Below are 25063 nucleotides of genomic sequence, written 5' to 3' on the forward strand. Positions count from 1 at the left end.
GTCACTAGTCACTAGTCACTAGTCACTAGTCACTAGTCACTAGTCACTAGTCACTGTTTCATTGGCTTGCGTCCCTTCCAACGCGGTCGCCGGCTCCGCGCCCACGCGCTCGGCTGCTATCGCGAACGTCGGGCAGTGGTGCACGAAGTCGCCGTCCGCGGGGGACCAGCTCACCACGCGCTCGCGGGAGAATGCCTTGCCGTCGGTGCCCATGCCCATGAGGTCCGGCGCCAGCGCGGCGCACAGCCCGCAGCCGATGCACTTGGCCTTGTCCACCTCTATGCGCATGTCGCGGCGCGGATACACGCCGCTCTCCTGCTCGAAGGCGCTGTCGTAGAAATCGAGCGCCTCGCTCGCCGCGTCGTACCCGGCGGAGATCAGCTCCGAGGTGCGGGAGAAGCTGAACCAGCCGATGTGGGAGACCTTGGGCCGGATGAGGAGCATCGGCGGGCCCGCCCAGTGCATAAGCGGGACGAGCTGCAGCGCGTGCATCATGGACGAGGCCGCGCGCATGTAGATCGAGCCGAAGCCGTGCGTGAGGATGTCCTCGCGGCGGATGATCTCGGCGCTGCCGACGTCCACCGCTATCACCGCGTCCATCCCCTGGGCCGCGATGGTGACGGGGAGGTTGTCGATGATTCCGCCGTCGGCGCAGACTCGCCCGGCAACGATGCCCGGAGGAAAGAACCCGGGGAGCGCGCAGGACGCGTACACCGCGTCGGGCACGTGAACGTCGCGCAGTCCGGGCAGACCCCACACCACCTGCGCGGCCTGCTCGAGGTCGACCGTGTTGACCAGCACCGGTATGTCGAGCTCGTCGAACGACGCCGCGGGCGCCACCGCTTCGCACAGCTCGCGGAGCGGCGCCTCGAGGTAGATCGAAACCGCTCGCTGCCTGTCGCGGACCATCCCCAGCCGGTTCAGGCGGAAAACGTCGCGCCGCCGCACGGCGAGCGCGCGCTCCTCCATCGTGCCGACGCTCGTCCCGCCCGCGGCGGCGGCGGCGATGAGCGCGCCGATGCTCGTGCCAGCCAGGAGGCTGGGCACGACTCCGCGCTCCTCGAGCGCGCGCAGCACGCCGATATGCGCGAACCCCTTGAGGCCGCCTCCGCCGAGTACCAGCGCGATCCGTTCCGGGAGCAGTGCGGTCATTGTGCAAGCGTAATCAGTGGAGTGATGGCCGGCATCGTCCAACCATATATTGGTTGCAAAACCTTCGACCCTCCACAGCCGCCATGTCCAGAATCCATTCGATGCTGCCGCTCGCCGTGATCCTCGCCGGCGCCGGCTGCGCCACCGTTCCGCCGTCGACCGACCAGAGCCGCGTGGAGCCCGCGGTGGTGGCCGCGGCTCCGGCGCAGCAGCGCGGGCACCTCGTGCAACCCCGCGAGATAGACGCGCACATACGCTTCCTCGCTTCCGATCTGCTTGAGGGAAGGGCGCCGGCCACGCGCGGCGGCAGGCTCGCCGCGGAGTACATCGCGTCGCAGCTGCGCCTGTTCGGCGTCGAGCCCGGCGTGAACGGCTCGTACTTCCAGGAGTTCCCGATCGAGGTGGTAGGCGCGGACCGGTCGAAGCTTTTCGTCGTGGCGGGCGGCCGCGCGAGCGCGCGCCTGCGCTACCCGGAGGACGTCGTCGTGTGGGCCGGCTCCGCCGCGCCGCGGAGCGAAGCATCGGGAGAGCTGATTTTCGTCGGGTATGGCACCACTGCCCCCGAGTTCCGCTGGGACGACTTCAAGGACGTTGACGTCCGCGGCAAGATCCTCCTCGTGCTGGTGAATGACCCGCCCGAGACGGCGGCCGAGCCGAATCTGTTCGGCGGGCGCGCGATGACGTACTACGGCCGATGGACGTACAAGTTCGAGGAGGCCGAGCGGCGCGGCGCCGCGGGAATGCTCATCGTGCACACCACCGAGCGCGCCGGCTACCCCTGGCACACGGTCGTCGGATCGTGGGCAAAGGAGCAGCGGATGCTGCCGCGCCCCGCGACCGGCCCCGCGCCGATCGGAGTGCGCGGCTGGATCACCGACAGCGCGGCGACCGCGCTGCTCTCGCAGGCGGGCGTCGATCTCGGGCAGTTGACGCGCTCGGCGGAATCGCGCGATTTCCGCCCGGTTTCGACCGGCATCAACGTGTCGATGTCGTTCCCCAACACCGTCGAGCGGTTGCAGGCGGTGAACGTCGTGGGGGTAGTCCCCGGCACGGATCCAGTGAAGCGCGGCGAGTACGTCGCGTACACCGCCCACTTCGATCATCTCGGCATCGGCCCGCCCGTGAACGGCGACTCGATCTACAACGGCGCGTCCGACAACGCGTCCGGCGTCGCGGTGATCCTCGGCGTGGCGAATTCGGCCGCAAATTCGCCGCGCGTCATGCGATCCCAGCTTTTCGTGTTCGTGGACGCGGAGGAGTCCGGATTGCTCGGGTCCGAGTATTACGCCGCGCATCCGACCGTGCCGATCGACAGGATCATCGCCAACCTCAACGTGGACGGCGGAAATCTCCTCGGCAGAGCGCGGACGCTGCGCGTGCTCGGCGACACGAAGAGCTCGCTCGGCTCGATGCTGGCCGAGCTCGTGCGGGCCGACACCGTCACCATCGAGCCGGATACGCACCCCGAGCGCGGCTACTTCTACCGCTCGGACCATTTCTCCTTCGCCAAGGTCGGCGTGCCTTCGGCGTCGATCGGCGCCGGCGTGCAGTTCGTCGGACGGCCCGAGGGGTGGGGGGTCGAGCAGAACGAGGACTACACCGCGCACAGGTATCACCAGCCGTCCGACGAGTACCGGCCCGATTTCGATCTGACGGGCGCGGCGCAGCTCGCGGGCATCGCATACCGGTTCGGGAGCTGGCTCGCCGATTCGCCGGTCGTCCCGACGTGGAATCAGGACGCCGAGTTCCGCGCGCTGCGGCCGGGAGGGGAGTGACCGCGCAGGACCCGCTGCTCGCTCTCCGGAGCGAATTCCCGATTCTGGAGCGCACCACGTACCTGGTCTCGAACTCCCTGGGACCGATGCCGCGCAGCGTGCCGGCGAAGCTCGCGGAATACGCCGCGGCCTGGGGCGATCACGGCGTGAAGGCATGGAACTTCGGCTGGTGGGAGATGCCGGTCACCGTGGGGAACGTAATCGCGCCGCTGATCGGCGCGGGCGAAAACGAAGTGGTGATGCTGCCCAACGTGACCATCGCCCAGTCCGTGGTTTTTTCCGCGCTCGATTTCCCGCCGGAGCGCAACCGGATAGTCATGACGGGGCTCGATTTTCCTTCGGTCCGATACGCCGCGCACGAGATGGCGCGCCGGCTCGGGGCAGAGGTCGTCAGCGTTCCCTCCGACGACGGGATCGCGATCGACACCGAGCGCGTGCTCGCGGCCATCGACGAGCGCACGCGGCTCGTGGCGGTGTCGCACGTCCTGTTCAGGTCGGCATTTGTGATGGACGCGGAGCGGATATGCCGCCGCGCGCACGAGATGGGCGCGCTCGTGGCGCTCGACGCGTTCCACTCCGTGGGCATTCTGCCGGTGGACGTCAAGGCGCTCGGCGTGGATTTTCTCACCGGCGGCGTCCTGAAATGGCTGTGCGGCGGACCGGGCGCGTGCTTCCTGTACGTCTCGCCCGCGATCAGGGACCGGTTGTCGCCGGCGCTCACCGGCTGGCAGGCACACGAGGAGCCGTTCAGCTTTGAGCCGGCGATGCGGTTCACGACCGGCGCGTTCCGCTGGCTCAACGGCACTCCCGTGATCCCCGCGCTGTACGCCGGCGCCGAGGGTCCGAAGATCGTGCGGCGCGCGGGGGTGGATGCCATAAGGCGCAAGAGCATGCGGCAGACGGCGAGGCTGATCGAGCTCGCGGACGAGCGTGGCTACCGGGTGCGCGCGCCGCGGGACGCGGCGCGGCGCGGCGGCACCGTCGCAGTCGACCTGCCGAGCGCGGAATTCGTGGCGCGGGACCTGGTATCGCAGGACATTCTGATCGACTACCGCGTGGGCGCGGGGATTCGGATCGCGCCACACTTCTTTACCGAGGATGCCGAGCTGGACACGGTCTTCGAGGCCATCGACGCGTCGCTCGCGACGGGGAGCTGGAAGAAGTTCGCCGGGTCCACGCCGGTCGTAACCTGAGACAGGCGGGCGAAGCGCTCCGCGTCTCCGCCAGTGTGGCCGACGCGCTCGCCGCCGGCAAGCCGGTCGTCGCGCTGGAGAGCTCGGTCTTCGCGCAGGGGCTGCCGGAGCCCGCCAACCGTGAAGCGTGCGACAGGATGCTCGGCGCGATCGCGCGTCACGGCGCCGTGCCGGCGATCACCGCGGTGGCGAGCGGCGAACTGGTCGTAGGCCTCGAGGACGCGGATCTCGAGCGCTTCCTGGCGCGGGACGGAATCGTGAAGGTCGCGGCGCGCGATCTCGCGGCCGCGGCCACGCTCGGCGCCGACGGCGCGACGACGGTGAGCGCGAGTCTGGTGCTCGCTGCTCGCGCGGGCATTCGGGTTTTCGCCACCGGCGGAATCGGCGGCGTGCATCGCGACGCGCCCTTCGACGAATCCTCGGACCTGATCGAGCTGTCGCGGAATCCGGTCGTCTGCGTCTGTGCCGGCGCCAAGGCAATCCTCGATCTCCGCGCGACCAGCGAGCGGCTCGAGACGTTGAGCGTCCCTGTCGTCGGGTTCGGCACGGACCGGCTGCCGGAGTTCTACACCGCGGGCGCGGCGATTCCGGTGGCGTGGCGCGTGGATTCGCCGGAAGAGGTAGCGCGGCTGTTCGAGCGGCATCTCGCGCTGGGCATGACGAGCGCCGTGCTGGTCGGGAATCCGCCGCCCGAGAGCAGCCGGCTCGCGCCGGACGAGATCGGGGCCGCGGTGGCGGCGGCACTGCGCGAGCTGAAGAGCGCGGGCATCGCGGGAAGGGAAGCGACCCCCGCGCTGCTCGCTTCAGTGGAGCGCGCGACGGGCGGAAGGTCGGTGGCGACGAACCTCGCGCTGCTCGAGAGCAACGCCGATCTGGCCGCGCGCATCGCCGTAGCGCTCGCCGCCCCGAAAAAAAACCGTTGAACTAACGAGCGCACAAGTGGTACAATTTCAAAAGGTTCTCTCGCGCCGGAGGAATGCACCAAAATGGCTACCCCTTTCCTTAGTTCTGAAGAGTACGACGAGCGTGCGCATCAGTTCTACAACGAAGGGAGGTACGACGACGCAGTAGAGACTTTACGCGAAGGGCTCGACGTGTACCCGAATTCCGTCGAGCTGCACATCGGTCTGGGATACGCTTTTCACGCGCGGGAGGAGTTCGCGTGGGCCCGCCGCAGCTTCGAGGAAGCTCTCATCCTCGACTCGGAGCACGAGGACGCGCTTGCCGGCTTCGGCGAGACGCTGCTCAAGTTCGGGCAGCAGGCAGCGGCGCTCCGGTCCTTCCGGCGCATACTCGAGCTGGGATACAGCGACGATCTCGAGCTGATGCTCCAGGTGGGACGCGCGCTGTTTCGCGAAGGCCTGATCGAGGACGCCAAGCAGTTCTTCGAGGTCGCGGTGGAGCAGGCGCCCGAGTCCGCCGAAGCCGTGGCATGCGTGGGCTACGCGCAGCACCGGCTCGGCGACAACGACGGCGCGGTCACGACGCTGCGTCGCGCGCTCCAGCTCGACAGCGACCACAGCGAGGCCCGCATCTATCTCGGCAACATTCTGTACGACCGCGGCGATTACGAGGCCGCGTTGTATCATCTCGACCGGTCGTCGCCCGACGACCACTGGGACGAGCTCGGCATCTGGCGGATCATCGAGCTCAAGAAGACCGTGTATCGGCTGCGCGACAACGACGCCGAGCTGAAGCCGTGGCAGGACCGGCTGAAGGATCTCGCCGGCGAGCCGGACGACATAGACGAGATGCTGGCGGAGATCGAGGCCAAGGTCGTCGAGTCGGACCAGGAGCAGGCGCGCGGCCAGCTGGAGCTGTTCGGCGCGCTGCTGACGTCGCTGGCCGGCCGCGAGGAACCGGAATTGCACACGATCGCGCTCGACGAGCGCCGTCAGCTCGAAGGGACTTGGGACGAGATCGTCGACCAGATGCACCGGGCGAGCCCGACGGCGCGCACCAGAACGATCGAGGAATACATGGCAACCGAGGCACGCCGCGCTTTTACGCTGACCGGGAAGACGGTGTCCACGTCGGACGCTGAGAGCTTCGTCCGTGCGATCGCGCACGCAGGGCTTGTCCGGATCGTAAGATGACGGCCGGCTACGGCGGCGGCGGCGCGGACTCCGCGCTGGCGGACATCCGGCCCGTAGTGACCAGGATCGACACTCCCCGCAGCTCGGAAGATCTCGCGGCCGACCTGATCGAGATCTGGAGCGGATTGGAGACGGTCCTGCGCCGGATGTTCGGCGGATCGGCGCTGAGCGGTCAGGCGCTGGTGCGCGAAGTCCGACAGCGGGAGATGATCACCCTGACGCAGGCGCACGCGCTGCTCGAGTTCCTCGCCGCGCGCGAGCGGTGCGACAACGTGAGCTACAAGCCCACGCCGGCGGACGTGGCGGCCGCCAAGGACGCGTTCGCGCAGCTCGACACCGCCACGGGCGTACCCGGCCGCGACGCGGCTACCGCGGGCGCCGCGTCCGCGATGGCCGGCGCACCGGCCGCCGCCACGGGATACAGCTCGGCGCAGCGCGCTGCCGCCGCGCCGCAGGAGCCGGCGATCGTGCCTCCGGCTCCGGGGCTTCGGCCGCTCATGCGCGAGCGCGCGGCCGGCCTCCCCACGTGGGGCTGGATCGCCATCGCGGTCGTGGCGCTCGCGTTCGCCGGCGTGGCGGCCTACTACGCGATGCAGAATCGCGGCGACGACATGGATAAGGCGGTCCGCATGATGGCGGATGGCAGGCGCGAGGCGGCGCGCGGAGAGTTCACCCGGATCGCGCGGGAGAATCCCGAGCTGGCCACACCGCACGTGTTTCTCGCGCGGATAGCCCGGGAAGAAGGCGATCTCGCGGCGGCGCGGCGCGAGATCGAGACGGCCATCCGGCTCGACCCGGCGTGGAGCGTCGCGCAGCGAGAGATGGGAATGCTGCTGCTCTCGCAGGGCAACTACGATCTCGCGCGGAGGTTCTTCGTGCGCGCGATTGAGCTCAACCCCGCCGACTCGGCAGCGAAGGGATTTCTCGGATGCTCGCTCATCCGGCTGGGGAACCGTGACCTGGGACTGAGGTTCATCGGCCAGGCGGGGACGGGGTCGTGGTCGGCGTGCGCCAGATAACGACCGTATCTGCCTGAGCGCGGCGGTCTCCCGCGTTGCCGACCCCGAGCGCGCGGAAGGGGAATCCAAGTTTGGAGTGTGGCAGTGCGGAGTCATCAGTGAGGAGTGTCCTCGTTTGCTACTCCGAACTCATCACTCCCGACTGCCACACTCCTAACTTGGATTCCCTGCAACATCCTGGAGCCCGGTCGCCCCATGATTGAGTTCCACAACGTCGGAAAAACGTACCGGTCTCTCACCAGCCGGAGCGTTCGCGCCGTGGACGGCTTTTCGCTCGAGATCCCGCGCGGAGAAGTCTTCGGGATAGCGGGCCCCAACGGCGCCGGCAAGAGCACGCTCATCGGCGTCCTGCTCGGGTTCCTGCATCCGTCGGACGGCCGCGTGCGCGTCAACGGGATGCAGCCGCGGTCGTACATAGAGAAGCACGGGATCGGCTACCTCTCGGAGCTGGTGACGATCAACAAGCGGTGGCGCGCGGACGCGGCGCTCACCCGCTACGCGATCCTCGCCGACATCCCCCGCGAGCGGATCTCCGAATCGGTCGAGAAGGTGATAACGACCCTCGGACTCGGCGAGCACCGGCGCAAGAGCGTGAAGGCGCTCTCCAAGGGAAACCTGCAGCGGCTCGGCTTGGCGCAGGCGCTGCTGCGCGACGAGGAGCTGCTCATCCTGGACGAGCCGACCCACGGTCTCGACCCGGTGTGGACGCAGCGCTTTCGCGACATAGTCGGCGGGCTGCGCGATCCCAACCGCACGATGCTCATCGCGTCGCACAACCTCGACGAGCTGCAGCGCCTCGCCGACCGCGTGGCGATCATCGATCACGGCAGGCTCCAGCGCGTGGTCGGCACGAGCTCGCTGGACCAGCAGTCCGTGGGCGCGCTCACCTACCGGATCTCGCTGGCCTCGGGCGCCGAGCATTTTATGCGGGTATTCCCCGAGGCCGCGGCCGTGGGTCGCGGCGAGTACGAGGTGGTCGTGTCCGACGTCGTGGCTCTCAACCGCCGCCTCGGCGAGCTGATGCTGGCCGGCGGGGTCGTTGCGGCGGTGGTTCCAACCAGGTCCGTGCTCGAGCAGCAGTTCCGCGAAGCGGTGGGAGAGAGCGCATGAACCGGCGCCAGGTCGCCTCGTACGTGCCGTGGCAGCTGTGGGACTTCGCGCTCGACCGCGGAGTCGCTCTGCTGTTCGTGGGCGGGCTGATGGGACTGTCCGTGCTGTGGCCCGGATACATCGCGCTCCGCGAGCAGATGGCCCCCGAGCTGGTCGCCGGCAAGCTGCTCGAAATCGCCGTCGCGCAGCAGGTATCGATCCTCGTGGTCATCGCGGCGAGCGGGATCGTCGCGAACGACAGGATCGGGGGCTACTACCGGTTCCTGTTCTCCAAGCCCGTGCGGATGCCGGCGTATTACGCGCTCCAGTTTTTCGTGACGCTCACCGGGTTGCTGCTCGCCACGCTGATCCTGCTGTCGGCGTTCTGGATTCTGGTGGGGTGGGCTTCGCCCATGGTGCCGCTCATAATGGTTGTCGCGACTTTTCTCGCTCTCGGCGGGACGATCTTCTTCTTCTCGACCATCACGCGCTTCGACTGGGCGATGCTCGTGCTCCTCTGGGGCGCGAGCGCGCTGTCGCGCACCCTCGCGGCCGACAAAGCATGGTACGAGGTCGCGCGCTGGGTGCTGCCGCCCACCCACCAGATCGGCAAGCTCCAGGGCGCGCTGTTCGCGGGCACGGAGATAGACATTGCCGGGACCGCCTGGCTCGTGGGTTACGGCGTGATCTTTTTCCTCGCCGGGCTCGTCGTACTCCACAGGAAGGCGATAGCAGAGTGATTCCCGCCGGGGTGACACGCGCCGTGCTTGGCAACGGCCTCACGGTGCTGGTGAAGGCAGACCCCGATTCGGAAGTCGTCGCGATAGTCACCTACGTCAAGGCGGGATACTTCGACGAGCCCGACGATTCCGTCGGAATCTCGCACGTGCTCGAGCACATGTTCTTCAAGGGCACTCCGACGCGCGGAGTGGGCGAGATCGCGCGGCAGACGAAGGCGAGCGGCGGCTACCTCAACGCTCACACGATCTACGACCACACGAGCTACTACACCGTCCTGCCGGCGGCCTCGCTCGCCAGGGGAATCGCAATCCAGTCCGACGCGTACCGCAACGCGCTGATCGACGAGACCGAGCTCGCGCGCGAGCTCGAGGTGATCATCCAGGAAGCCAAGCGCAAGGAGGACAACCCCGCGGCGGTCGTGACCGAGAACCTCTACGCGCTGCTGCACGACACGCACCGGATGCGGCGCTGGCGCATCGGACGGGAGGATGTGCTCCGCGGCCTGACGCGCGAGCGAATGCTCGCGTTCTACCGCGCCTACTACCGCCCGTCGAACACGATCCTGGCGATCGCCGGCGGAGTGGACACGGCTGCCGCTCTCGCGGAAGTCGAGCGGGCATACGGCGACATGCCCGCCGGCGACGTCGCGCGCGACCGCGGGCCGCCGGAGACGGGCACGCCGGCTTTCCGCTACCGCGAGCTCTCGGGCGACGTCGCGCAGACGCAGCTCGCGCTCGGCTGGCGCACCGCGCCGCTGGACGATCCCGTCACGCCGGCGCTCGATCTCGGCGCGATGCTGCTCTCCGCGGGACGCTCGTCGCGGCTGTACCGCGCGGTCCGGGAGCGGCAGCTCGCGTCTTCCGTCTCGGCGAGCAACTACACGCCGACCGACGTGGGCGTATTCGTCATCCACGCCGAGACCGAGCCGGAGAAAACCGCGGACGCCGCGCGCGGAATACGAGCGCAGGTGGACTCCCTGCGACACGGCGACATCGCGCGCGCGGAGATCGACCGCGCGCGGCGGCTGTTCGAGAGCCGCTGGATCCGCCACCTCGAGACGATGGAAGGGCAGGCGCATTATCTGGCGGAGTGGGAAGCGCAGGGCGGCTGGCGGCTGGGCGAAGACTATTACGCGCGCTTTCTGCGCGCGGACGAGCGCGACGTTGCGGACGCCGCCGCGCGATTTCTCGGGAACGACCGCTGCGGCGTAATGATCTATCGTCCCGAGTCGGCGCCGGCGGTCGCCGCGGGAGCCGCGGAGCTCAACGCGCTGCTGCAGGGGGGCGACGCCGGGCTGCGGCACGAATCTCCGCGCGCGGCGCCGGCTGTCCACACGCGGCCGGTAGAGGAGGCTGGCGTCGAGCACGGGGTGCACGTATTCCGGACCGGGCGCGGGCTCCCCATTCTCGTGCGGCAACGGTCGTCAGTGCCGATGGCTCACCTCGCGGTGGTCAGCGCCGCCGGCGCGGCCTACGACACCGAGGACCGTTCCGGTCTGGCGCTGCTGCTCGCGCGCACAGCGCTGAAGGGGACGGCCACCCGGACCGCCGACGAGCTGGCCGCCGAAGCCGAGCTCCTCGGCGGGAGCATGGCGACCAGCGTAACCGCGGAGACGCTCGGCTGGAGCATCTCGGTGCCGGCAAGCCGGCTCGAAGCCGCGGCGGCGCTGCTCGCCGACGTGATCGAGAATCCCGCGCTGAGCCAGGACGCGCTGGAGACCGAGCGCTCGATAACTCTCTCGGATCTGGCTTCGTTCCGCGACGACATGTACTCGTACCCCATCCATCTCGCGGGCGCGGCCGCGTACGGCGCGCATCCGTATGCCCGGTCCACGCTGGGGACGGAGCAATCGCTGCACGCGGCCAGCGCGCGCGATCTGCGCGAGCGGCACGCGCGATCGGTGGCGCGCGGGCGCGTCGTCGTCGGCATCGTGGGCGACGTGGAGCCGCGGCGCGCGGCGGAGGCCGCGGCCGGCGTGTTCGGGAAGATCGAGTACGACGAGCGCGCACAGCTCGTGCGCCCCGTGTGGCCCGACGCGGTCCGGCTCTCCGCGGAAGACCGCGACAAGGCGCAGACGGCGCTGGCGATGGCGTTTCCCGCGCCGTCGCGCCGCGACGACGACCGGTTCACCGCACGGCTCATCTCACTGATGGCCAGCGGTCTTGGCGGACGGTTCTTCGACGAGCTGCGCGAGCGCCAGTCGCTGGCGTACACGGTGGGCGTGCACGTGATCGAGCGCGCGCTTGCCGGCACCTTCGTCGGCTACATCGCCACGGCGCCGGAGAAGGAGGAAAGAGCGCGGGAAGGGCTGCTGCGCGAGTTCCAGCGGCTGCGGGAGGAGCTGGTCACCGAGGAGGAGCTCGAGCGCGCGAAGGAATACGCGGTGGGGACGCATGTCATCCGCCGGGAGAGCAACGCCGCGCTGCTGTCCGAGATGATCGAGGCCTGGCTGTTCGGGCGGCTGGCCGAGCCCGCGGAGTTCGAGGGAAAGATCCGCTCGGTCACGCGCAAGCAGGTACGGCGGCTGGCCGCGGCGTGCTTCGATCCCGCGAGGCGGGCGGAAGGAGTGGTGCGGGGCCGTTAAGGGGCGGCGGCTTCGCGCAGACCCGCGCGAGCCCGGGTGAGCATCGCCACGGCCGGACGCAGTCGTCCGTTGGGGGCTCGCAGTCCGCGCTCCGAGTTGTAATCCCCGGCCTCGCCGACGATCAGGCCCTTGATCGCGGTCTGCGTCGTCGCCCAGGCGAGTGCGCCCCAGATCGCCAGCTCCTGACTTTTCTCGCCGTGCACTGCGGGAAACCCGCCCGCGTTGAATACCCAGTGCGGCTTCTGCCGCTCCGGATTCTGCAACAGCCAGCGCTGCGCGATCCGCGTGCGCGTGTCGAGCGTCGTCGCCCCGTCGAAGCCGGGAAGCAGCGTGAAGCCGACGACGTCCATCGGCGATCCGGGGCGCGCGGCCCAGGAGTACAGCACGCTGTCGCGGACGCCGTAGTTCGACGCGGCGACCCCGACCCTCATCGCCGGACGCAGGCGCTGTCCGAGCTGCGCCGCGCGCGTCAGGTAATCGACCCAGAATTGCACGGGCTGCGTGCCGAGGGCGCGGGCTCCCTCGCCGTACGGCTCGACGGCCGGCAGCAGAATGTCGGGGCGCAGCCGCCGGATGATCTGATCCAGGTGGCGCAGGCGCGTCTGGTTGAACGCGGTGACGGACTCTCCGAGCCGGCCGTTGGCCTTGGGCGAATATCCCAGAGAGACGACGAGAAGCACGGTGTCCGCGCGCAGTCCGGCCAGCGCGCGCGAAAGCGAGTCGAGCGTCGGTCCTTCGATCGCCTCGGGAGTGAGGACGACGCTGACGACGTCGACTTCGAGCTGGTGCGCGAGCGCGGTGTCGTTGCGGAGCGCCAGGCGGGAGACCGGCCCACCCAGGTCCGGGAAGATCTTGAGCCCGAGCGCGAAATCGCCCGCGGGCCGCTCCTGCAGCCGCTGACTCTCGTACCGCGGATAGCTGCGCACCGCGGCCAGGCCGTCGGGGACTTCCACGAGCACCACCGCGGTCATGGCCATCGCGATCAGCGCGAGCACCGCCCGCGCGAATCCGGTGGTGCGCCAGTGCGCCGGGAGCGCGGGAGCCAGCAGCGGAACCTGCGCGTACGCGGTGCGCCAGAGCGCCGCGGTACCGAAGACGATTCCGGCCGCGCTGGTCTGCGCCGCCGCGAGCCCGTGCACGAACTCGGGGGGCTCGGCGCCGCGGGAGACCACGAACTTGCTCACTGCCACCGCGGCGATGACGGTGTTGTACAACAGGATCGGGACGCCGAACATCGGGGTCACCAGGCGCTTGCTCAGGGCATATATCACCTGCAGCAGGAACATCACCGCGACCAGCGGCCACACCCACAACAGCGGCTGCATCGCCCTTCCGTACAGAATCGACGAAGCGGCGAACGCGATCAGCAGAGCGGGCGCGAGCAGCAGCCCGCACAGCGCCGAGAGCGTGGCGAAGTTGCGGGGGGCCCGCCGGAGCTGGGCTATCCTGCCGGCGACGACGACGTTCCACGCGAACATCATCACCGACAGGATGACGTACAGCGGGACCATCAGCGATGGGTGGGGAATCACGTGAGAAGGCTAGATGACGTCGACACGGCTGGCAAGCAATTCACGGGCTGCGTAGCTTCGAGGGATGCCTGGCGCCGTGCCGATGAATCTGCCGAACATCGTTTCCCTCTCGCGGCTCGTGCTCGCGGCGGCGTTCATCGCGCTCGACGACGACGCGACCAGGATCGCGCTGATCGCCGCGGCCGGCTTCACGGATTTTCTCGACGGGTGGCTCGCGCGGCGGCAGCACACGTCGACCTCGATGGGAGCGCTCATCGATCCCATCGCGGACCGCGCGTTCGTGCTCACAGCGCTGTCGGTGTACCTGTTCGACGGCAAGATCACCACTCCCGAGTATTTCATTGTGCTGTCGCGCGATTTCGCGACCGCGATCGGCTTCCTCGTTGCAAGGGTCGTCCCATGGCTGCGGCCCGCCGTGTTCCAGGCGCGGATGCTGGGCAAGACGGTCACCGTGCTGCAGCTGACGCTGCTAGTGGTGGTGCTGCTCTGGCGCGCGCCGGTCGACCTGCTCGTGCTGGCCATCGGGGCATTCTCCGCGGCGTCGATCGTGGATTACACGCTGGCTCTGTGGCATCGGGCCAAGGCCGCGAGCGCCGAGCGCCAGGCCGCCGCCGACACCACCGTTCCTCCGCGGTAGCTCCTCCTCCAGCCGAAGCCAGGACGTTGATCTTTTGGAGAGCGGCTCTCGGTGCGCTCGTGGCGACGCTGCTCGCCTGGGTTCAGGCGGGCGCGCAGAACGCTCCGCGGCTCCAGCCCGAGGCCCGGCTCGACGTGATGACGGGCGCCGCCTGGGCGGTTCATGCGGGGCTCGGCGTGACGGCCCCCCTCGGCACATATGTCCGGTTCGGCGTGGTCGGCGGCATCGGACCCGGCGCCGGCGGCGTGACCGGACGCGGCGATCTGATCGCGCGGTTCACGCTCGATCCGTTCAGGGAGCGGCGCTGGGCCCCGTACGGCGCGGGCGGCGTTTCGGCGCGGTTCGGGGACGGCTCGCGCAACTATCTCCTGCTCCTGGCAGGCGTGGAGGGGCCGGCCCGCCGCGAGATAGCGCCCGCGTTCGAGCTCGGCGTCGGCGGCGGGGTCCGGGTGGGAGTGATCCTGCGCCGGGCTCTCGAGCGGCGACGGTGACACGCGCCCCAGATAACAAGAACGCCCCGCTCTAGGGCGGGGCGTTTCGAACGGCAGCGCGAGCTTTTTCAGGCCGCGCTCGCCGACTCCTGTGCCACGTTGCCCTTGGCGGGACGGGCGAACCGCTCGCCAAGAATCCGCAGCTCCGTCAGCTCGACGGCGTCGAGCTCGTGATACCGGTCCTCGAAGTACGCCATCGTATCGTCGAACCACTCTTCCTGGTGTCGCGCTTCGGCCTGCACGACGCCGCACTGCATTATCTGCTGAAACATCTCATCGCGCGCCCGCTCGAATACGCTGGGCCCAGCCGAGAACGTTTTAGGTCTGTTAGAGGTCTTTCTCGCCATTCCTGATTGTCATGAGTGTGTGATCCGACTGTAAAGATAACACCGGCTGCTTGTAATTACCCCGTCGAGTGCTCCATGGTTTCACTACGTTCGACACCGCGAGATCGCTAAGGGTTTGGACTACAACGCGTCCCGCCGCGCAATCTGCTGCCGCTCGCGGGATCACGTCTGATCCCGCGAGCGGATGAAGCTCAGCAGCAGCTCGCACAGTTGCTCCGGACTCTCCTCGGGGACCAGCCGCGCGACTCCGTGCACGCGGCTCAGCCTGCTGTCCGGGATCGCGTTCACCAGCCGGTCGGGCAGCTTCGGATCGAGCCACTTGTCCTGATCTCCCCAGACGACGAGAGTCGGCGCGTGAATGCCGCTCAGATCGAGGTCCTCGAAATCCTCCCGCCGGACCGAGCTCGCGAGCGCGAGCAGATGCTGCACCCCGTTCTGGCCGGCGAACGAGGCCAGGTATCGCGCGACGAGCTTCATCGGCATCTTGGCCGGATCGGCCACCCCGCCCTCGAGCACGCTCCGCAGCAGCGGCGCCGCGCCGAGAACTCCGCGAGTGACCCGCACGGCGAACTTCGCGGTGCTCCGCTGCATGGACGTGATGTCCTTGGGCGGGAGCTCGTCGAAAGCCGGCGTGTTGATCAACACCAGCCGCTGGACGCGCTCCGGGCGGGTGACCGCCAGCCGCAGCGCGATGACGCCGCCGAGGTCGACGCCGACGATCACGCCCCTGGCGACGCGGAGCGCGGTCATGGCCGCGTCGAGATACTCGGCCTGCGCGGCGATGCCGAAGTCCGCGTCGAACGAGCGATCCGATTCGCCGTAGCCGAACAGATCCACCGCGTAGGCAGTATGGCCCGCTTCGGCCAGCACCGGCGCGACGTTGCGCCAGAGGAAGCCCGACGTGCCGAACCCGTGCAGCAGAATTATGCCGGTGCCGCCGTGGCCGTACCGCTCCACGTGGATCGCTCCCGGACCGACCGGGACCCGGATGCTGTCAGCTTGCATAGCCGTAAATGGCGTTCATGGACTTACCTTTCCCGTTCATCCCGTTCATCCCGTCGTCTCGAGACAGCAAAATGGCCCAAAAGAAGGCACCTTCCGGGCGGAAGAGCTCCGTTCGCACCGCTCGCAACGCATCAAGTCGGCCACTCGGCTTCTACCTGATTCTCGGCGCCATCACGGCGGCCGGAGTCGGTGGGCTCGCCTACGCCGCCCTGAGGTCCGGCCCATCCACTACCGTGGCCGACGCGCCGGTACCGGTTACGCCCGGCAGCGGAACGGCCCGCGGGTACCTGCTTGGTGATTCCGCGGCCCCGGTGCAGATCGTCGAGTTCGCGGATTTCGAGTGTCCCTCGTGCGCGCGGTTCGCGACGATAACGGAGCCCGACGTCCGCACGAGAATCATCGAGACCGGATTGGCGAATCTTACCTACTTCGATTTGCCGCTGCCACAGCACATCAACAGCCAGCCGGCGTCGAACGCCGCCGCGTGCGCCGACGACCAGGGCAGGTTCTGGGCGATGCACGACCAGATATACGCCCGGCAGCACGAATGGAGCACGTACGCCACGAAGAACCCCAAGGGTTCGCTGCGCGCCGCCGCACAGGCCGCGGGCCTGGACCTGAGAGCGTGGGTGGAATGCTACGACTCTCGCCGGCACCAGGCGCGGATCGACGCGAACGCCGCCGAAGCCGGCCGCAGAGGCGTCAACTCGACGCCGACGTTCTTCATCGGCGGGAAGATGTACACCGGCCCGATGACGTACGATGAGGTCAAGGCTGCCGTGGATTCCGCGCGCGCGGCCGCGGGTGCGGCGGGGAGCGACACCAGCAGGTGAGTCGCCGCGAGGTCGTGGCGGCGCTGGCGCTCGCCGGGATCTTCGTCGCGCTGTACCTGACGCTGTACAAGCTGGGCGCGATCGGCGAGCTGTCCTGCCGCGTCGGTTCGTGCGAGACGGTGAACTCGAGCCCGTGGGCGGTGTTCCTGGGCGCGCCGGTGGCGGCGTGGGGCGTCGGGTTCTACGTGGTGACGTTCGCGGTTGCGCTGGCGGGGCTGCAGGCGCGTTTTGCCGGTTCCCGGCGGCTGTCGCTGGCGCTGGTGCTGCTGTCTGGGTTCGGAGTGCTGTTCTCCGCCTGGCTGACGTACCTGGAGCTGTTCGTTATCCGCGCGATCTGCCAGTGGTGCGTCGTGTCGGCTGTGATCGTGCTGGCGATTTTCGCTGTTAGCGTCTGGGATTATTTGGCACGCGGTGATTCCAGGAATGCTACGGGGGAATCCAGGCCGTGAGCTTTGAGCTGTGAGCAGTTGCTGATGGCTGATTGCTAATAGCTCGCTGCTCACGGCCTGGATTCCCCCGCAACATTCCAGGAGCTACAGAGCCCTCCCCAACGACAGCCCTACGCCCGTTGGACTGTCTTCTTCCTCGCCGCCGCGTCGTCCAGCCGCAGTCGCGGCTTGGTCTCCTGATCCTCCTGCCCCTCTTCGCGCGCGCGGCGCCTGAACGGAACCAGGTCGCGGCCCAGCTGCACCAGCGCCCTCGTGGCGACCGTGCTCGCCAGCGGCTCCGGGATCCCCATCACGCGCACGTACGTGTCAATCGCGCGGTCGAACGAGAGGTCCTCGGCCAGCGTGTCCACGAACATCAGCGCGTTGTCCACGTGCCCGCGGATGATCGTCTCCTCCGCGCGCGCCTGCGACAGCTTGAGCCGGCGCTCGGCGTTCGGATTCAGCTTGCGCGAGAATATGGATTCAGGAAACAGGCGACTTAGCATGGAGCGGGCGTTGTTGAGGTGGAGTCAATCTAAGCAGCAGTCGTGCCAGAAAATGGTGACTAGTGACTGGTGACTAGTGACTAGTAAGAGCCGAACAGCAAGGGCTAAGGGCAGTTACTAGTCACTCTTTATCCTCGTACTGAACCTTCAGGGCCGCCACCACGTTCGGGTCCGCCAGCGTTGTCGTATCGCCCAGCGCCCGCCCCTCGGCGATGTCGCGCAGGAGCCGCCGCATGATCTTGCCCGAGCGCGTCTTGGGGAGATCGGCGGAGAACAGGATGTCGTCGGGGCGCGCGATCGCGCCGATCTTCTGCGCCACGAAATCGCGCAACTCGTCGCGGAGCGCGGGGTTCTGCGTGAACCCCTCGCGCAGCGTCACGAACGCGGCGATCGCCTGCCCCTTGAGCTCGTGCGTCTTGCCCACGACCGCGGCTTCGGCCACGGAGGGGTGCTCGACCAGAGCCGACTCGACTTCCATGGTGCCGATGCGATGGCCGGCGACGTTCAACACGTCGTCCACGCGGCCGAGGATCCAGAAATAGCCCTCGTCGTCGCGCTTGGCGCCGTCGCCCGGGAAGTAGAGATCCGGCCGCCCATCCCACTTCGTGAAATACGTCTGCACGTACCGGTCATCGTCGCCCCAGATCGTTCGGAGCATCGCGGGCCAGGGCTTGGTGAGCGCCAGCAGGCCACCGCCCACGGGGATTCTCTGCGCCGTGGAATCGAGCAGCTCCGCGAAGAAGCCCGGCAACGGTTTGGTAGCACTCCCGGGCTTGGTGTCGGTCACGCCCGGCAGCGGCGAGATCACGATCGAGCCTGTCTCCGTCTGCCACCACGTGTCGACGATGGGGCAGCGGTTGCCGCCGATGTGCTCCTGGTACCACATCCACGCTTCGGGATTGATCGGCTCGCCGACCGTGCCGAGCAGGCGGAGCCGCGACAGGTCGTGCTTGGCGGGATACTCGTCCCCCCACTTCATGAATGCCCGGATCGCCGTCGGCGCCGTGTATAGGACCGTGACTCCGTGGCGCGCGCACATGTCCCAGAAGCGGTCCTTTTCCGGCCAGTCCGGCGCTCCCTCGTACATGAGGCAGGTCACGCCATTCGCGAGCGGCCCGTAAGCCACGTAGGAATGGCCGGTAACCCAGCCGACGTCCGCGGTGCACCAGAACACGTCCTCGTCCTTGAGGTCGAACACCATCTTCGTCGTGTATGCCACGCCGGTGAGGTATCCGCCGGTCGTGTGCACGATCCCCTTCGGCTTGCCGGTCGTCCCCGACGTGTACAGGATGTACAGCACGTCTTCGGCATCCATCTCTTCCGGCTCGCAGCCGATCGCAGCGTCGTCGACCAGTTGGTGCCACCAATGGTCGCGCCCGTCCTGCATCTCGGCGAACGTGTCGTCTTCGTGTCCGGCCGACGTGCGGCGGACGACCACCACGTTCTTGATCGACGGCGTCTCCTCCAGCGCCTTGTCGGCGTTGCGCTTGAGCGGGACGACCTGCCCGCGCCGGTAGCCGCCGTCGGCCGTCACCAGCAGCTTGCATTTGGAGTCTTTGATCCGGTCGCTCAGAGATTCGGGGGAGAAGCCGCCGAAAACCACCGAGTGAATGGCCCCGATCCGGGTGCAGGCCAGCATCGAGATGATGACTTCCGGTATCATCGGCAGGTAGATCGCTACCCGATCACCCTTGCCCACGCCCAGCCCGCGGAGGACGTTCGCGAACTTGGTGACCTCGCAATACATGTCCCAGTAGGTCAGCGTGCGCCGCTCGCCCGGCTCGCCTTCCCAGATCAGCGCCGCTTTGTTGCGTCGTGGCCCATTGAGATGCCGGTCCACGCAATTGACCGAGACGTTGAGCCTGCCGCCGACGAACCACTTGGCGTACGGCGGCTTCCAGTCGAGGACTTTTTTCCAGGGCTTCGACCACTGCAGCGTCGCCGCCTGCTCGGCCCAGAACGCCTCGTAGTCCGCGGTCGCGCGGTCGTAGATGTCGAGCGTGCGCACGTGCGCGTTCTCCCGGAACTCCGCGGGGGGCGGGAACTTCCGGTGCTCCTGCAACAGGACGTCGATGTCGTCGTGGCTCATTGAGATGCTGGAGGGATGATTCGACCGAAGTAAAGCCAGCAGCTAGCAGCTAGCTTTCAAGGGCTGCAATTCACCGCAATAGTGCCGCCGCGCGCAGCCGACTGGTAGAGCCCGCGGTGTTCCCCAACCGGACGAAATGATGAACTCAACCGTACGCGCACTCGCCGCAGCGGCCGCCGCCGCGCTGATTGCGGGCTGCGCCACGTTTCCACAGTCGGCCGGCACGCTGGCCCCGGAGCAGCGGACCTTCTGGACGTCCGCCCGCGCCCATTGCGGCCGGGCATACGAGGGGCGGGTGGCGCTCTCCACCGGCTCCGCGGGAGACACGGCCATGGCGGGGAAGCGTCTGGTCATGCACGTGCGCGAGTGCAGCGCGAACGAGATTCGCATTCCGTTCCATGTGGGCGACGACCGGTCGCGGACCTGGGTGCTGACCCGTACCGCGACGGGGATCCGCCTCAAGCACGACCACCGGCACGAGGACGGAGCTCCGGACGCGATCACGCAGTACGGCGGCGACACGCGCGGGCCAGGGACCGCTACCAGCCAGAGCTTTCCGGCGGACGCGCACACGATCTCGCTCAATCCGGTCTACGCAACCAACGTCTGGACGATGGAGATCGAGCCGGATCGGTTCGTGTACGAGCTGATTCGGGTGGGGACCGACCGCCGGTTCCGCGTGCAGTTCGATTTGACGCGCGCGGTTCCCGCGCCACCCGCTCCGTGGGGGTCGTGATCATCACCCGCCGCTCACCCCGCGACATCCCGGACGCCCCGGACGCCCCGGCCGCCCCGGCCGCCCCGGACGTCCCGGACGCCGTGACGGCGTGACGGCGCCCGAAGCCGACACACCGGAGCCGCGCCGGCTCGAGGACGCCTTCTTCGACGTCGCGATCGACATGCTCTGCCTGTTGGGCTTCGACGGCTATTTCAAACGGCTCAACCCTGCGTGGGAGAAGACGCTGAGCTTTACCCGCGAGGAGCTGATGTCGCGGCCGTTCATCGAGTTCGTCCATCCCGACGACCGCGAGCGGACGCTGCGCCAGAACGCGGCTGTCAGAGCCGGGGGACAGGCGTTGTCGTTCGAGAACCGCTATCTCTGCAAGGATGGCTCGTTCCGCTGGCTCCGCTGGAACGCCGCGCCCGATTCGGCCAGGCAGGGGATCTACTCGGTGGCGCGCGACATCACCGGGAACAAGCGGGCCGCGGAGGAGCGCGAACAGCTGGTGCGGGAGCTTCAGACTGCGCTGGAGGAAGTGCGGACGCTGCGCGAGATCCTGCCGATCTGCTCGTATTGCAGGAAGATCCGCGACGACGAGAACTACTGGCACACCGTCGAGAGCTACATCTCGCAGCACACGGGGACGCGGTTCAGCCACGGCATCTGCCCGAGCTGCATGGCGGCGCACGCCGAGCCGGCGCACGACGTAGACTAGCCGGGCGCCGCGCTGCGGTCGCGCAGCGGCTCGAAAGGGGTGCGGCAAGCCAGAGAAACCTGCGCAAAGGCTCGGATTCCCGATCGTCTATGTCGGCGAATTACCAGGGATGAATTGCAGGTTTTCCTGATGGTTTTTGCGACGCGAAGCGGTTTCACTCCAATGCAAGGCCGGCCGCTTCGACCGGATATGGCGGAGGTGCTATATGGAAGCCGCGCTTATTGTCATTCCGCTCGTGGGACTCGCGATCCCGATCGGGATGTTGCTCGCAGCGATCGCGTTCGATGCGGCAATGGTCGCATGGGCGACGTATCGGACGGTGCACGATCACCCGCCGCACCCCTCACGCTGGCTCCACCGGGTTCATTGGCCCGACGGGTTCACGCACCCGCGGCTGATACGCAAGTAAGACGGCCCCGGGTCAGGGGATTCGCCGTGGGCCGGCGCGAAGCGCCCAGCTCGCCAACGAGCCGGCAATGAGAGCCGCGACAGCCGAGGGCCACATAGGCACGTCGTAGGTCGCGACGCGGACCGGCCACTGCCGAGGAAGGGGGCGAGCCGAAAGCAAAGCCCAGCGACTATCGTTAACGGCGATGCTCTCGGAAGCCGGGGTGGCGATGGCGGAAGGAAAGGTTTTTCTCGTCGGTGCGGGCCCGGGCGATCCGGGCCTGATCACCGTGCGCGGCCGCGAGCTGATCGACAGCGCGGATGCGATCGTGTACGACGCGCTGGCCAATCCCGCGCTGCTACCGCCCGACGCGGTATCCGCGGGGTTCCCCGAGCTGTTCTACGTCGGGAAGCGCGGCGGCGGCAAGCGGTCGGTGACGCAGGAAGACGTCAATCAGCTCATCTTGCGGCTGGCGCGCGAAGGGAAGCGCGTGGTGCGGCTCAAGGGCGGCGATCCGTTCGTGTTCGGTCGCGGCAGCGAGGAGGCGATCGCGTGCGCCGAGGCGAGCGTTTCCTGCGAGATCGTTCCCGGGATAACGGCGGGGATAGCCGCGCCCGCGTACGCCGGAATTCCCGTCACGCACCGCGGCATGGCTTCATCCGTCACGCTGGTGACCGGCAGCGAGGACCCGTCCAGGCTGTCGAGCCCGACGAACTGGGGAGCGCTGGCGAAGAGCGGCAGCACGATCGTGCTGTACACGGGAGTGAAGACGCTCCCGCAGACGACGGCGGCTCTCATCGAAGGCGGGCTGCCCGCGGAAACGCCGGCGGCGGCCATCCAGTGGGGCACTCACTCCAGGCAGCGCACGGTGGTCGCGACCCTCGGCACGCTGTGCGACGCGATCGAGCGCGAGCGGCTGAAGGCGCCCGTAGTCACCGTCATCGGCTGGCCGGTGCTGCTGCGGGACGAGATCGCCTGGTTCGAGAAGCGCCCGCTGTTCGGCAAGCGCATCGTGGTGACGCGCGCGGCCGAGCAGGCGCCCGCGCTCAGCGGCCGGCTCCGGGAGCTCGGCGCGGACGTGCTCGAGGTGCCGGCCGTGCGGATCGCGCGGCTCGATCTCGATCCGCTTCGCGCGGCGCTGGAGCAGCTCGGCGCGTTCGAGTGGATCGTGTTCACGAGCCGCAACGGCGTGTCGCTGTTCTGGGAGCAGCTGCTGTCGAGCGGGCGCGACGCGCGCGCGCTCGCGGGAATCAGGATCGCCGCGGTGGGAGCGGCGACCGCGGGCGCCTTGCTCGAGCACGGCATCGCGGTCGACGTGATCCCCGACCGGTTCGTCGCGGAAGGGCTGCTCGATGCGCTGCGCGAGCGCGACGACTTGCGCGGCGCGAGCGTGCTGCACGTGGGCGCGGAGGGCGCGCGCGACGTGCTGCGCGCGGGGCTGGAAGAGCTGGGCGCGACGGTCACGCTCCTGTCGGTGTACCGCTCGGTGCCGCAGCCCGAGGGGGCCGAGAATCTCCGCGCGGCGCTGGAGCAGGGCGAGGTCGATCTGGTCACGTTGACGTCGGCGTCGGCGGTGACGGGCTTCGTGGACGCCGTGGGCGCGGCCGCCGCGCATGGCGCGGCCGCGGCTTCGATCGGGCCGATCACGTCCGAGGCCGCGCGCAACGCGGGTCTCGACGTCACGATCGAAGCAGCGGAGTCGACGATCGACGGACTGGTGGACGCCATAGTCGGGACGTACACCCGTGGGTGAGACGACCGTGCGCGACGTGGTCAGGATCGGAACGCGGGCGTCGGAGCTGGCGCTGCGGCAGGCGGCGATGGTGGAGTCCGCGCTCGTCGCGCAGGGCGTGACCGTCGAGATCGTGAAAATCCGGACGACCGGCGACAAGAAGACGCAGGAGCCCCTGCGCGAGATCGGCGCGAAGGGACTATTCACGAAGGAGCTGGAATCCGCTCTTCGGCGAAAGAAAGTGGATTGTTGCGTGCACTCGCTGAAGGATCTTCCCACCGAGCAGCCCGACGGGCTCGAGCTGGCAGCGATCCTCGAGCGGGAAGACCCGCGGGACGTGCTCGTGATCAATCCGGTGACGGATGCGAGCAGTCTCGCCGATTTGCCGTCCGGCTCGCGCGTCGGAACCTCGAGTCTCCGGCGTCGCGCGCAGCTGCTGGCCGCGCGGCCCGACCTCGACGTCGTGGACATGCGCGGCAACGTCCCGACCAGGCTCAGGAAGATGGACGAGGGGAAATTCCACGCGGCGGTCCTGGCTGCGGCGGGTCTCATCCGGCTGGACGCGAGCCAGCGCATCGGCGCTTTCCTCGAGCCGCCGGAATGGCTGCCGGCGGCGGGGCAGGGCGCGATCGCCGTGCAGATACGCGCGTCCGACGAGCGGATGCGGTCGCTCACCGCGCCGCTGGAACACGCACCGACGCGTACGGCCGTCAGCGCCGAGCGCGCGTTCCTCGCCGCGCTGGAGGGCGGCTGCCAGGTGCCTATCGGCGCGCTGGTGATGCCGTCGAAGGATGGAGCCGGCGAATACATTTTACACGGATTGATCTCGGACGTCGCCGGCCGCCAGATCGTGCGCGGCTCGCGAACGGTGGACGGCGCGGACCCGGAGCTGGCCGGTCGGGAGCTCGCCGCCGAGATTCGCGCGCGCGGCGGATCCAGCATCCTGGCGGAGCTGCGAGCGGCCGCGGACGTCACACCCCCTCAGCCGGAGTGAGCTTGGCGAGATTTCCCGAATCGAGGTCCCGTCGTCTGCGCCGGACGCCCGCTCTGCGGCGGCTGTTCAGCGAGACCGATCTCACGCCCGCGCGGCTGGTGCTGCCGCTGTTCGTGCGCGACGGCGCCGGCGTGCGCAACCCCGTGCGGTCGATGCCGGGAGTGGCGCAGACGTCGGTGGACGAAATGCTGCGGGACGTCGAGCGCGCAGCCGAGCATCGCCTCGGCGGCGTGATCCTGTTCGGCATCCCCGAGCGCAAGGACGCAACCGGCTCGGAGGCGTGGAGCGAGCAGGGCGCGGTACAGCAGGCGGTGCGCGCCATCAAGCGGGAGTTCCCCGGAATCGTGGTCGTCACCGACGTGTGCCTGTGCGAGTACATGGAGCATGGGCACTGCGGGATCGTGCGGGATGGCGAGGTGGACAACGACGCGACGCTCGATCTGCTCGCGCGCGCGGCCGCGTCGCACGCCGCGGCGGGCGCGGACATCGTTGCCCCCAGCGACATGATGGACGGCCGCGTGGCGGCGATCCGGGCGCGGCTGGATTCGGACGGCTTTCACAGCACGGCGATCCTGAGCTACGCCGCCAAGCACGCGTCGGCTTTCTACGGTCCTTTCAGGGATGCCGCGGAATCCGCGCCCGCTTTCGGCGACAGGCGCTCGTATCAGATGGATCCCGCGAACGCGCGGGAATCGCTGCGGGAAGTGCGCGCGGATCTCGAGGAGGGCGCGGACGCGATCATGGTGAAGCCCGCCGGTCCCTCCCTGGACCTCATCTGGCGCGTGCGCGAGGAAACTGATCATCCGATCGCGGCGTACCAGGTCAGCGGCGAGTACACGATGATCAAGGCCGCCGCCGCGCTCGGCTCCATCGACGAGTCGGCGGTGATGATGGAGTCGCTGGTCGCGATCCGGCGCGCTGGAGCGGACCTCATCGTCACGTATTTTGCGGTGGAAGCGGCGGCACGGCTGCGCGAGTGATTCCGCCCGCCGACAA

Annotated in this window: 24 protein-coding genes; 18 read left to right on the forward strand and 6 right to left on the reverse strand. The window is 68.5% G+C overall.

Annotated features, from left to right (window positions below; translation table 11 throughout):
• Positions 1 to 39: 39 nt before the first annotated feature.
• The gene (locus tag WEA80_00260; GenBank protein MEX1185005.1) at positions 40 to 1152 is read right to left on the reverse strand and encodes a patatin-like phospholipase family protein; all 1113 of its coding nucleotides are present in this window, start codon (positions 1150 to 1152) and stop codon (positions 40 to 42) included.
• 83 nt (positions 1153 to 1235) lie between these two features.
• Between WEA80_00260 and WEA80_00265 the strand changes: the two genes are divergently transcribed.
• The 8 genes from WEA80_00265 to WEA80_00300 all read left to right on the forward strand — a co-directional run bounded on the left by WEA80_00265 (position 1236) and on the right by WEA80_00300 (position 11649).
• Positions 1236 to 2927 carry a M28 family peptidase gene (locus WEA80_00265; protein ID MEX1185006.1) on the forward strand — a complete coding sequence of 564 codons (1692 nt, stop codon included), beginning with the start codon at positions 1236 to 1238 and terminating at the stop codon, positions 2925 to 2927.
• Entirely contained in the window at positions 2924 to 4120 is a 1197-nt protein-coding gene (locus tag WEA80_00270; protein ID MEX1185007.1) for an aminotransferase class V-fold PLP-dependent enzyme, read from the forward strand. Before WEA80_00265 ends, WEA80_00270 begins: the two co-directional genes overlap by 4 nt.
• Before the next feature lie 35 nt (positions 4121 to 4155).
• Positions 4156 to 5043, forward strand: coding sequence for a pseudouridine-5'-phosphate glycosidase (locus WEA80_00275; GenBank protein ID MEX1185008.1), 888 nt, complete (start codon positions 4156 to 4158; stop codon positions 5041 to 5043).
• A 63-nt stretch (positions 5044 to 5106) separates the two neighbouring features.
• On the forward strand, positions 5107 to 6216 hold the full coding sequence (locus WEA80_00280; protein MEX1185009.1) for a tetratricopeptide repeat protein: 1110 nt from the start codon (positions 5107 to 5109) through the stop codon (positions 6214 to 6216).
• Complete coding sequence (locus WEA80_00285; protein MEX1185010.1) at positions 6213 to 7235, forward strand: tetratricopeptide repeat protein; 1023 nt, start codon at positions 6213 to 6215, stop codon at positions 7233 to 7235. The genes WEA80_00280 and WEA80_00285 overlap by 4 nt, the downstream gene beginning before the upstream one ends.
• 195 nt (positions 7236 to 7430) lie before the next feature.
• A complete protein-coding gene (locus tag WEA80_00290) occupies positions 7431 to 8345 on the forward strand; it encodes an ABC transporter ATP-binding protein (protein MEX1185011.1) in 915 nt (304 codons plus the stop codon).
• Entirely contained in the window at positions 8342 to 9064 is a 723-nt protein-coding gene (locus tag WEA80_00295; GenBank protein ID MEX1185012.1) for a hypothetical protein, read from the forward strand. Before WEA80_00290 ends, WEA80_00295 begins: the two co-directional genes overlap by 4 nt.
• A complete protein-coding gene (locus tag WEA80_00300; GenBank protein MEX1185013.1) occupies positions 9061 to 11649 on the forward strand; it encodes a pitrilysin family protein in 2589 nt (862 codons plus the stop codon). Before WEA80_00295 ends, WEA80_00300 begins: the two co-directional genes overlap by 4 nt.
• Here WEA80_00300 and WEA80_00305 read toward each other — a convergent pair.
• Entirely contained in the window at positions 11646 to 13181 is a 1536-nt protein-coding gene (locus WEA80_00305; protein MEX1185014.1) for a hypothetical protein, read from the reverse strand. The genes WEA80_00300 and WEA80_00305 overlap by 4 nt on opposite strands.
• A gap of 64 nt (positions 13182 to 13245) precedes the next feature.
• On the opposite strand from WEA80_00305, the gene WEA80_00310 reads away from it, so the two are divergent.
• Entirely contained in the window at positions 13246 to 13818 is a 573-nt protein-coding gene (locus tag WEA80_00310) for a CDP-alcohol phosphatidyltransferase family protein (GenBank protein MEX1185015.1), read from the forward strand.
• Positions 13819 to 13844: 26 nt separating this feature from the next.
• Complete coding sequence (locus WEA80_00315; GenBank protein ID MEX1185016.1) at positions 13845 to 14309, forward strand: hypothetical protein; 465 nt, start codon at positions 13845 to 13847, stop codon at positions 14307 to 14309.
• A gap of 68 nt (positions 14310 to 14377) precedes the next feature.
• Here WEA80_00315 and WEA80_00320 read toward each other — a convergent pair whose 3' ends face one another.
• Positions 14378 to 14581, reverse strand: coding sequence for a hypothetical protein (locus tag WEA80_00320; GenBank protein ID MEX1185017.1), 204 nt, complete (start codon positions 14579 to 14581; stop codon positions 14378 to 14380).
• A 237-nt stretch (positions 14582 to 14818) separates the two neighbouring features.
• The gene (locus WEA80_00325; protein MEX1185018.1) at positions 14819 to 15661 is read right to left on the reverse strand and encodes an alpha/beta hydrolase; all 843 of its coding nucleotides are present in this window, start codon (positions 15659 to 15661) and stop codon (positions 14819 to 14821) included.
• A 71-nt stretch (positions 15662 to 15732) separates the two neighbouring features.
• Between WEA80_00325 and WEA80_00330 the strand changes: the two genes are divergently transcribed.
• Together WEA80_00330 and WEA80_00335 are read left to right on the forward strand one after the other, a co-directional pair.
• Positions 15733 to 16494, forward strand: a complete 762-nt coding sequence (locus WEA80_00330; protein MEX1185019.1) for a thioredoxin domain-containing protein — start codon at positions 15733 to 15735, stop codon at positions 16492 to 16494.
• On the forward strand, positions 16491 to 16943 hold the full coding sequence (locus WEA80_00335; protein MEX1185020.1) for a vitamin K epoxide reductase family protein: 453 nt from the start codon (positions 16491 to 16493) through the stop codon (positions 16941 to 16943). The genes WEA80_00330 and WEA80_00335 overlap by 4 nt, the downstream gene beginning before the upstream one ends.
• 110 nt (positions 16944 to 17053) lie before the next feature.
• Here WEA80_00335 and WEA80_00340 read toward each other — a convergent pair whose 3' ends face one another.
• Positions 17054 to 17428 carry a hypothetical protein gene (locus WEA80_00340; protein MEX1185021.1) on the reverse strand — a complete coding sequence of 125 codons (375 nt, stop codon included), beginning with the start codon at positions 17426 to 17428 and terminating at the stop codon, positions 17054 to 17056.
• A 121-nt stretch (positions 17429 to 17549) separates the two neighbouring features.
• The gene (gene acs / locus WEA80_00345) at positions 17550 to 19517 is read right to left on the reverse strand and encodes an acetate--CoA ligase (GenBank protein MEX1185022.1); all 1968 of its coding nucleotides are present in this window, start codon (positions 19515 to 19517) and stop codon (positions 17550 to 17552) included.
• Between the two features lie 139 nt (positions 19518 to 19656).
• Here acs and WEA80_00350 point away from each other — a divergent pair, with 139 nt between their 5' ends.
• From WEA80_00350 to hemB, 6 genes are all read left to right on the forward strand, one after another.
• Positions 19657 to 20253 (forward strand): hypothetical protein, encoded by a 597-nt coding sequence (locus tag WEA80_00350; GenBank protein MEX1185023.1) that lies wholly within the window; start codon positions 19657 to 19659, stop codon positions 20251 to 20253.
• 91 nt (positions 20254 to 20344) lie between these two features.
• Positions 20345 to 20953 carry a PAS domain S-box protein gene (locus WEA80_00355; GenBank protein ID MEX1185024.1) on the forward strand — a complete coding sequence of 203 codons (609 nt, stop codon included), beginning with the start codon at positions 20345 to 20347 and terminating at the stop codon, positions 20951 to 20953.
• 205 nt (positions 20954 to 21158) lie between these two features.
• On the forward strand, positions 21159 to 21362 hold the full coding sequence (locus tag WEA80_00360) for a hypothetical protein (GenBank protein ID MEX1185025.1): 204 nt from the start codon (positions 21159 to 21161) through the stop codon (positions 21360 to 21362).
• A 184-nt stretch (positions 21363 to 21546) separates the two neighbouring features.
• Complete coding sequence (gene cobA, locus WEA80_00365) at positions 21547 to 23094, forward strand: uroporphyrinogen-III C-methyltransferase (protein ID MEX1185026.1); 1548 nt, start codon at positions 21547 to 21549, stop codon at positions 23092 to 23094.
• A complete protein-coding gene (hemC, locus tag WEA80_00370) occupies positions 23087 to 24067 on the forward strand; it encodes a hydroxymethylbilane synthase (protein ID MEX1185027.1) in 981 nt (326 codons plus the stop codon). The genes cobA and hemC overlap by 8 nt, the downstream gene beginning before the upstream one ends.
• A 2-nt stretch (positions 24068 to 24069) precedes the next feature.
• A complete protein-coding gene (hemB, locus tag WEA80_00375; GenBank protein ID MEX1185028.1) occupies positions 24070 to 25047 on the forward strand; it encodes a porphobilinogen synthase in 978 nt (325 codons plus the stop codon).
• Positions 25048 to 25063: the final 16 nt, after the last annotated feature.

This window comes from Gemmatimonadaceae bacterium (assembly GCA_040882285.1).
In the GTDB taxonomy this organism is placed as follows: domain Bacteria; phylum Gemmatimonadota; class Gemmatimonadetes; order Gemmatimonadales; family Gemmatimonadaceae; genus JACDCY01.